We start from the raw sequence: 8,651 nt of genomic DNA, 5'->3' as shown, positions 1-8,651 counted from the left end.
AGCGACTCGCCACTTCAATAAAGTCAACTCGCGGCCTCCGTTGCAACCCATGGTTACCGGCCGTCTGGAATTTGGTCGACGTATAAATGGTGAACCCAATAGTTTAGGTCAAATCGCATCGTGCCACCACGGAGAGCAATCGTTTCGTCACGCCATTTGCGAACGTCATCGTGGCATTTTTCGTCGACGTTGGCGAGCAGTTCCTCGATCCGTGCAGCCAAGTCAGCGTTTTCGGTGCTCCATGCAGTGAAGTCGCCGACAAGTTGATAAAGGCAATGAACGAAAAATTCGCGTTGAATGCAAGCCGGGTCATTGGCGTACGCGAGGATCAAGTCATCGTTGAGCCCATTGCAGACGTACATGTCCCAGTCTTGGTCTGGCCAGGGCGTTGGTTGCCCGAGTTCAACCCAGGAAGCAACGTCACTCGGTGACGGATCGTAGACGTTCATCTTTGTGGCGGTGAATTCGAGTTGCCCATTTGGTCGCACGCTCGGAACGCATTCAGTCCGGTAACGGTTGCCATCACCGGGCACGGAGAGTGATGTATCCATTTGTGAAAACGCGCAAGCCGTGCTCCGTGTGAATGGCTTGGTTATCCGTCTTTCTGGACCTCAAGCGAGATCGTAAGGTCAGGGTTCTTCGCGATAGCATCAATCTCGTGCATGCGAAAAATCAGTCGCTGAGCCTCAAATCTCGCGGGAAGCGAATCGAACGCTCGGATGAAGTCTTTTTGGTTGTAGTGTTTGGGAATCGTCCACGTCTCGCCGTGCGCAACCTCCGGGATCACATAAGACATTTGCAGTCGCCCCAAGGCACTTGCGGCGCGTTGCCGGTCACCAATCGAAAGCACGATCACGTCCATGGGCAAATGCAAGCCACGATCATAAGCTTCGAGCCAATATTCGAGGTCGAATGCGGAACCGAGGTCGTGCACCTCGCCGGTATCGCGTTCAACCAAGACACCGCACGAGCCGACAGGCATGTCCATCATGTCACCAGTGCGAAGGTACTCCTCGGACGTAACGTGGAAGTAGAATCCAAATCCCGTTTCACGAAGCGTGTCCGCGTCAGCAACCATCCCTGCTTCGATGTGCTTCTCGGCAAGGGCAAAGGCTTCTGCAGGAGTCATGTCTTTAGGTCGGATAACGTCTGCGATGTGCGGGCGGCGGCGGTGGACTTGCAAGCAGACGAAAACGGTGACCACCGCCGCTCCGTCACCATCGCATGGTTATCGGCCATGTTGCTACGGGCTCAATGCATCAGACGAAATGAGAGCGACCCGGCCACGCCAATCGGATAGCTCAGTTGACAGTGTAGCAGTTTCGATGCCCATGCCAGTGACAATCGGAACGTCGAGTGCCACGGATGCCCCCGGATGCAATTCAACCCAGCCAATAGCTTCGGCGTTAGGCGTAATCCGACCTCCATTACCGGTTTTATCGAGTTGTATTGCGGTGAATGAAGTAATGTTGGTGTCGTTTCCGGTGTACCAAACGCTAGAGGACCCGTCATTAGTCACTGTGACACGGAACGCCTTGCCGTTGTTAGGCGGGCTGCTTTTCACAAATCCAACGGGCGTGAAGCGTGCGGAAGGGCGAAATGGCATGAGCAACCACAGCGCGCAGGCCACGAACAATGCTGCAAGCAGAAGCAACCGGATACTAAACTGGCGTTTCATGGTCGAGAACTTTAGTCCGATAACGAATAGCGATAACCGGGCCGCCACGGTTGACTTTTCATTTCCAAAACGCGCGATCGGTGACTTCCGTGTTGATCGTTTGGTTACTCCGCCGCCTGACCGAATAGTAGGACTGCAAGTGATCTGCCAATTGCCCCCCATTCTTTCAAATAGCTGTTGATATTCACATGAAACACAATTGTTGCATCAAGCTTGCAAAGCATCGTGATTGGCTTGTAAATGAAGTTGTATGCTGTGGTCAGCCCGGATGTGTTCCATCCAAGTTTGTGCAACATCATGGAAAACCCATAAAATGGCCCCGGTGATACGAGGTATGCTAGGAGAAGACCGCAGCCTACTTTTGGGTATCGAACTCTGTGGGTGCACATAGCATCGCATAGTGAGAACACAAGGGGAATAGACCCTGTCACGCAAATGCCTATCGCCCAATTGACGCGGAACATAGCGAAAATGATCGCCATTGCCATAACCACCAGCATGCATCGCTTGATTGAGAAAGTGCGCACTTCAGAAAAGTCTAGGACTAAGGTCGGATAACGTCTAAAATCACCCGGCCGCGACGAGAGATTCTCCATTGTCAAAACGCCCGACTTCGCGACTCGGGTGCATTTTTTGGTTCTGCCTTCTTCGGTGTCACGGTGACATGGTGTGCACAGCGGCAGCATAGCCAATCCCAAAGCATAGATGAGGTGCAATCGAGAATACAGCTCTAGCGCCTGTGTTGTGGATCGAAAATGCGGTTAGACCAAATGAGCCGCCAGAAAGTACGCCGATTCCGAGGTAGGCGATTATCTGGTCTCCCTCACCGAAGTCGTGCAGGTAGTCCGAAACCCAAAGAATCGTTCCAAAACTCGCGACCAGAACAACTGTAGTCAACAACGCAATACGCGATGACTGGAACCACCATCCAGCTAGGCATCCGACCGCGAAGAATGCAGCGACTGAAACGGACGCACTGAACGACGCAACATACGAGTCGTCGGAGAAAAACAAGCGACGCAAAGATCCATCGAAAATCAACGAAGCAATGATTGCTAGCGTCAAGAGAGAGATTCCAGTCGCAATCCAGACGGTTTGAATTGTGTAAAGGATCGACGGACCTGCGGCGGAACCGGAGTCAGACGTGGCTTGCGAAGGAGTCGAGTATGGATTCAACGCAGGTATGTGATCCAATTCAAATAGCAGAACGTCAGACATCACCGAGGACGCGCGAAAGATTCACCATTGCCAAACCGCTCGGCTCGCGTCCTTCGGTGCATGTCATTGTTCCCCGCTCTTCCGGTCGTTGTCGAAGCGGGAGAAAACAATTTTATCGAATTCGTTTCCGGCCAAGTATTGCCATTGCCCCACGCAGATATCGGATTCCGAAATCGCGAGAAGCTTTTTGCAGAGCGTATCAATATCAGCATCAATGAACGGTTGATTATCGAGACGAAAGATCCGGGTGTCAGTATTGATCGCATCCGTCGTATGCGTCCGAGTCACATCAAGTTGGAGGCCGCCGGAAGTTCCGATCACCCATTCCCAGTGATTCTCTGCATCGTGCGTTGTATCCACCAAGCCAATGGCATCAGCGACGCGTTCTAGGGTTGCTGCAGTGCGGAACCAAATGTCAGATACAGGGTAGGTCATCGTAGGTCGGGGAACGTCCGCGATAACCGAGTCGCGGCAAACGATTTTCCATTGTCAAAAACGATGGCTCCGCGACTTCGGTTCATCGCATGGTTCGCCGCTCTTTGGAACCATCGAAGATTTAGTCTAACATTCGACTCGGCAGCACACCATAGTGTTCGTTGATTCGTTGCCAGATAGCATCACGTTGTGCAACGGCAAATTCCGGAAGTTCTCCAATCTGTTCGAGCAGTAGTTCGGACAGGTTTTCTTCCATTGGATCACGCACCGCGAACCTCGCAACGTCACCGACAATAACCGGAATCAGCCGATGCTCACGCGCAATAGATTCGGGAACACGGTTCGCCAATGATTTGCAGATGGGTTGATCGAGTGACTTTAGATATGGGATGTCGTGATAGTCCGCAATCGCCGCAAGCAACCCGTCCAAGTTGCATGGACCAAGTTGTCCGGCCAACGCAATGTGAGTTGGCGTCGCGTCAAACTTGTGACCGCAAGTTGGGCAGACGCCCGTTGGTATCACGGAGCCATAGGTTGCCCCACATGCAATGCAATCGCGTTGAAGCTTGATTCGCATCGGTGTTGTTGTCGGGCCTCCCTTATCAGTCGGCGAACGTTGCCCGTCACCGGGCCGGGAAAGTTGATTGTCCATTCGTGAAAACTCGCAGGCCCGGCTCCGGTGCACGGGATGGTTCCCCGCTCGCGCATTGGCCAGCATTGAACCATATTGCCAGTGTACCAATGATTCGGAGGAGCTATTGATAGTTTGCGCCATTTTGTCACGAAACATATCGGCGGCGCAGCAGAAATGTGCCCAACAAGGACGGCGAGCCAACAGCCACACAGATAACCGCCAAGATCGCCGCATCACGTTGTGTGTTCGGGTGGACCGTGACAACCGAAAGGAAGAGAAGGCCGAGCAAAGAGAACGTCGCAAAAACGGCACACATGCTACGGAGCGGGGACCGCCAAGCAGTGCAGGTCCAATGCGTTGTGTCGAAAAGCCGTTGGTGCCGTGACTCGGTTTGCGATGGACGGTATGGGTTGTCGGAGAGCATCGCGTTGCTTCAGTCGGGGAACGTCACGCGTCACCCGGTACGCGCGAAAGTTTTTCAACTTCGAAACCGCCCGACTCGCGTACTCGGGTGCACGCGATGGTTCCCCGTGTCGAAGCGTGAATACGTCAGCAAACACGCTAGACGCAGACGAATCATATCGAACGCCATCGCCGTCCACAAACCAACCCGGACGAACCACCGTCATGACGCAAATGAACTATGTCTTGCAATTTGTTTCAACATCGGAGGCAAACGAGGTGCCGCAACGGTGACAAAAGTCGCCGCTTGGAGGGTGCCATAGGAGCGAGAGAGTCCGGCTGCAAAATGGGCATCGGGGCCGGCAGCAGATGGCGACAATCGGAGCAGCGGAAAATGCAAGAAGACCAACTACTGGGCGGGACGCATTCATCGCATAGACCAGCATTGCGAGAGACACAAACAACGCGGCAACCCCCAGGCGATCGATGCGCCGTCGTTGAGTCGCCAAGTGTTGCCATCCAGTCACAAGTCTTCAGCCTCCGTCGGGGAACGGCGGGCATAACCGAGCGACCGCCGACCGGTATCTACCAATCAAAAGACCTTATCGGTCGCTTCGGTTCATGCCATGGTTCGTCGTGTTTTCGGAGGCTAAAGTCGTCTACGTGCTCAAAGAATACCAAACATCTGGGCAAGAAGCATGATCTCAAGTTGGAAGTGCTTAGCGCCGCGCGACCGCCGCATCGATCATTTTCCGTTCTCGGTGTAAGAACGCCAACCACGCGGCATACTTAGGGGTGTAGATGACCGCCGCAATCAACGAAACAGAGCCAATGAGTCCGAATGCAAGATTGGCCACCAACCCAATGGTGTGATAGGTGGAATTGAATTTGCAAGGTCCGGTCGAGTGTGGTCGATGATACAAAGGGCTGTCCGTACGGGCCGTAAAGGGTAAGCCGTAACAAACGTCGAATGGCATTTTATGGCAACTAGGCTCACCGATGAGCCGTCCAGAAATGCGGCCTTGCGGTCGCGGTATGCTGCTCACGGCGATGAAGCAACCTGCAAGCGAAATGAACGCAATCAATGAGAGAAGCGAAAATCGTGGAGCACGCATAATCTTGTCGGGTCGACGAACGGCGGGGTTCAGCGGGCGGGCGCGAGCGATTCTCCACTTCAAAACCAGCTGGCTCGCCCGCTCCGTTGCAACCCATGGTTCGTCGCCTTCTTGTCAGTTCGTTTCAACTGCAGACGCAGTGTTTGCAATGTTAACTTGATTCACATGGTGTGTCGTTGCGAATTTTCGGATTTCGTTGGCGGTCGACTTTGCACCAAAGTATCGGCGAGCACGATCACCACGGTAGAACGCCAAGATCGTATCGGCGGAAATGTCCGACGTGAGTGACATGATTCGTTTGCAGCGGTACAGTTCAGAGACGATGACAGCAATACCAACAAACGGACCAATTCCGCCAAGTCCGGTACCGGAGATCAGGATGCCGGCAAGCAGTGTCACGATGTTGATGTGTAGTCGCATTCAGAACTATCAGATCGACGAACGGTACGGTTCAGCGGGGCCGCGCGAACGACTCACCACTTCAAAAACGTCAACTCGCGGCCTCCGTTGCAACCGATGGTTCGCCGCCATTTTGAATCGACGTGGATTGCGACTACCCAATCGGATCGTACAGCGAAGCGTTTGTGCCGGCAAGGATAATACCTAGAAGCAGGAAGCCGAAGTTCCGACCCGTGGCTTTTCGTGTGGGATCGCAGTTGTGGTAAGAATGCCAAAAGAGAAGTGATGCTGCGGCAGTTGGCAACACAGCGAGCAGAAGCGGCAACATGAACCGCAGCACTGCTGCGCCGGAGCCAAACAAGGGAATTGAGCAGTAGCCGTGGCAGGTGAGTCTCCAACCCGCTTCGCCGTGCGATGAGAAGAATAACGCCCACAGAGCCAACGCGGAAAACAGGTGAACCATGCAAACCATCCATCGCCAGTCGGGATGAACCGTACTGGCACGCCCCTCAGCGGATGCGATCGAAGTCGGTGCTTTGTACGGGTTGTTGGCTCCCATTCGTTGTCCAGTGCGGCGAACGGTAGACATCACGGGGGACGGACGAAAGACTCTCCATTTCAACCAAACGCGCAAGCCGTCCTCCCGTGCATGTCATTGTTCCCCGCTCTTGGGGATTGATCCGTCGGCACAGTCCCACGTGACCCAAGGTTGTTGTAGGGCGAGCGTTCGAAATCGCCTCAAGTCTGATTCCGTGGGATACTGTTTCAATGGTTCCCAGATCGGAAGTCTAGGATGTTCAGGTTGAATGTCTGGTCGGAAGCATTGATCGACTTTCCACTTACCACGCCAATCAGAGTAGTTCGGGTTGCGAACAATGCTGCAAAGTAGGAAATTCTCGCTCGATTCGCCAACAACAAGAAGCCGTTCTTCGCCATCCACCGACGTGGGTGGATCGAGAGGATCGGAAACGATATGGAAAGCCCGTTCCTCCATGTGTAATTCCGTGGCGATAGCACGCATTCGAGTACGAGTCCTAGTGTATTGGATTGCTACAAAGGCAAACCAACCAATCAACAGTTAAATGCTAGCGATCGTTAGTGTGCGGTACAAACGCATAGACTTCAGTCGGGGAACGGCAGTGATCACCGAGCCGGAACGATAATCTAAACTTCAAAAAACACGCGCAAGTCCGGCTTCGCGTGCATCACATTGTTATCCCGCGTTTTCATCAGGATCGGAGGTGGTTAGTTTCGAATAGCCGACGCAAATGCCAATCCACGATACCACAAAAACAAACGAAACTAAAACTGCAGTAATGATTCCCGTAATGTCGAGGTGTAGACCGATTGCCTGCAACGTCAACCCGCTGGCAATTGCTGGAGGTAAAAAGAAGACTACAAGGTAGATCAGCTCAAGCCACTTTGGTTTGCCCATAAGATTCACGCTCGATAATCGAGCATTCCGAGAACTGCTGAAATGGTCAAAACGAATGTTGCCAAAATCCATAGTTGCCAGGCGAACAGAAGCCCCGCGACACCACCAAGAATTGTCGCGACCCAAAACAAGATCGTGGGATGTCGAAATCCTTCTTGGCGTTTCATGCACAACAACAATCTGAGCGGGATAACGGCCGCGTTAACCGAGACGCGTGGTAAAGGTATGTAGTGAGTGTAGCGGATGATACAATGCGAGGCACGAGCATCATCCGCGGAACGATGTTCGCACAGCGGAAAACGCGGCTTCGGTTCAACGCTTTGTTATCCGGCGAATAGCGTTCCGAGCTCGGTTTCGATCGAGGACGCGTTGCCGGTGAGATTGCATTATTGCTCGCCATCGAAGCAAATGCAAACACAGCATCTGCATGTCGGCGCGACGATCATTGAAACGTTTTGAGCGTTCAGTTTCTCAGACGGTGAAAACGACAAAATGCACGTCGTAGCGCGTTGCCGCATGTCGACGCAACGATCGTTGAACTGGTTTGAGTTGCCAACCAGTTTTGTCCAAGCCAGACAGAATGCACGTCGGCGCGCGTTCGAGTTTGACGAACTACCAAAACGCGTTCGATCGAGTGCGACTTCGAACGTGAAAGGTCTCCTCTCAAGCCACCATCTGCGAAGCCAATTCCATAAAGCTTCCGCAGGATAACGTCACGCATCAGCGGGGACGGGCGAAAGACCTGCAAGCATACCAAAACGCGGGCCACCCGTCCTCCGTTGCATGCGATGGTTATCCGCGGTCAATCTGGCTTTGGGTCTCCGTAACGCTTGATATGACTAATGTACGCGGACGCCGCGCCATTCCATCCGCATGCTGAACAAGTACCCGAATCGAAAACGTGGTCGCAATTCGAGTAACCATAGAGATGGTGCGCACACTCAGGACAAAGCGAGTCCATTCTTGAGGAAGGACGAAAATAGGGTGACTTGCATTCTTCACACAGTTTCGTTGCCGATTCAATTTCCGGAGGATCATCAAGTCGAGGTCGGTCAGTAACACCGTTGAACGGAATAGTGTCGTCGACTTGCCTCGGTGAGTCTTGGATTTGAATTGTCCCTATTGAGGAATTCATCATTTGCAACGTCAGAAAGTCGGATTTCGATACAGCAAGTCGCGATGCTGGAATCAGTGTTCCGTACCATATCGCAGCGGTATCCGGCTGGGCGGTCGATCGAGCGCGGAATCTCAGGTCGACGCCAACGTTATCAGCGAAAACATCGCCAGTGTCGGTTAGCAATTTGCAGTCCGTGTACAGCACTGTTTCAGTCGGAT

8 protein-coding genes are annotated in these 8,651 nt (G+C 53.1%); all 8 read right to left on the bottom strand.

Annotated features, from left to right (window positions below; genetic code table 11):
* Positions 1-53: 53 nt before the first annotated feature.
* The 8 genes from RE6C_RS15080 to RE6C_RS31700 all read right to left on the bottom strand — a co-directional run bounded on the left by RE6C_RS15080 (position 54) and on the right by RE6C_RS31700 (position 7,487).
* A complete protein-coding gene (locus tag RE6C_RS15080) occupies positions 54-551 on the bottom strand; it encodes a hypothetical protein (RefSeq protein WP_039962171.1) in 498 nt (165 codons plus the stop codon).
* A gap of 41 nt (positions 552-592) precedes the next feature.
* Entirely contained in the window at positions 593-1,129 is a 537-nt protein-coding gene (locus RE6C_RS15075) for a YrhB domain-containing protein (RefSeq protein ID WP_008657829.1), read from the bottom strand.
* A 114-nt stretch (positions 1,130-1,243) separates the two neighbouring features.
* On the bottom strand, positions 1,244-1,678 hold the full coding sequence (locus tag RE6C_RS15070) for a hypothetical protein (RefSeq protein WP_144054781.1): 435 nt from the start codon (positions 1,676-1,678) through the stop codon (positions 1,244-1,246).
* A gap of 1,281 nt (positions 1,679-2,959) precedes the next feature.
* Positions 2,960-3,331: a hypothetical protein gene (locus RE6C_RS31705; RefSeq protein ID WP_144054780.1), complete on the bottom strand. Its 372-nt coding sequence runs from the start codon at positions 3,329-3,331 to the stop codon at positions 2,960-2,962.
* A 121-nt stretch (positions 3,332-3,452) separates the two neighbouring features.
* Positions 3,453-3,983, bottom strand: a complete 531-nt coding sequence (locus RE6C_RS15050) for a GspE/PulE/PilB domain-containing protein (protein ID WP_008657825.1) — start codon at positions 3,981-3,983, stop codon at positions 3,453-3,455.
* A 1,613-nt stretch (positions 3,984-5,596) separates the two neighbouring features.
* Positions 5,597-5,902 carry a hypothetical protein gene (locus RE6C_RS15035; RefSeq protein WP_008657818.1) on the bottom strand — a complete coding sequence of 102 codons (306 nt, stop codon included), beginning with the start codon at positions 5,900-5,902 and terminating at the stop codon, positions 5,597-5,599.
* 133 nt (positions 5,903-6,035) lie between these two features.
* Positions 6,036-6,470 carry a hypothetical protein gene (locus RE6C_RS15030; RefSeq protein ID WP_039962161.1) on the bottom strand — a complete coding sequence of 145 codons (435 nt, stop codon included), beginning with the start codon at positions 6,468-6,470 and terminating at the stop codon, positions 6,036-6,038.
* 624 nt (positions 6,471-7,094) lie between these two features.
* Complete coding sequence (locus RE6C_RS31700) at positions 7,095-7,487, bottom strand: hypothetical protein (RefSeq protein ID WP_144054778.1); 393 nt, start codon at positions 7,485-7,487, stop codon at positions 7,095-7,097.
* Between the last annotated feature and the right edge of the window lie 1,164 nt (positions 7,488-8,651).

It is taken from the genome of Rhodopirellula europaea 6C (assembly GCF_000338295.1).
Classification (GTDB): domain Bacteria; phylum Planctomycetota; class Planctomycetia; order Pirellulales; family Pirellulaceae; genus Rhodopirellula; species Rhodopirellula europaea.
The sequence above is the reverse complement of the archived record's forward strand: the minus strand, read 5'-3'. Positions and strand labels throughout refer to the sequence as shown.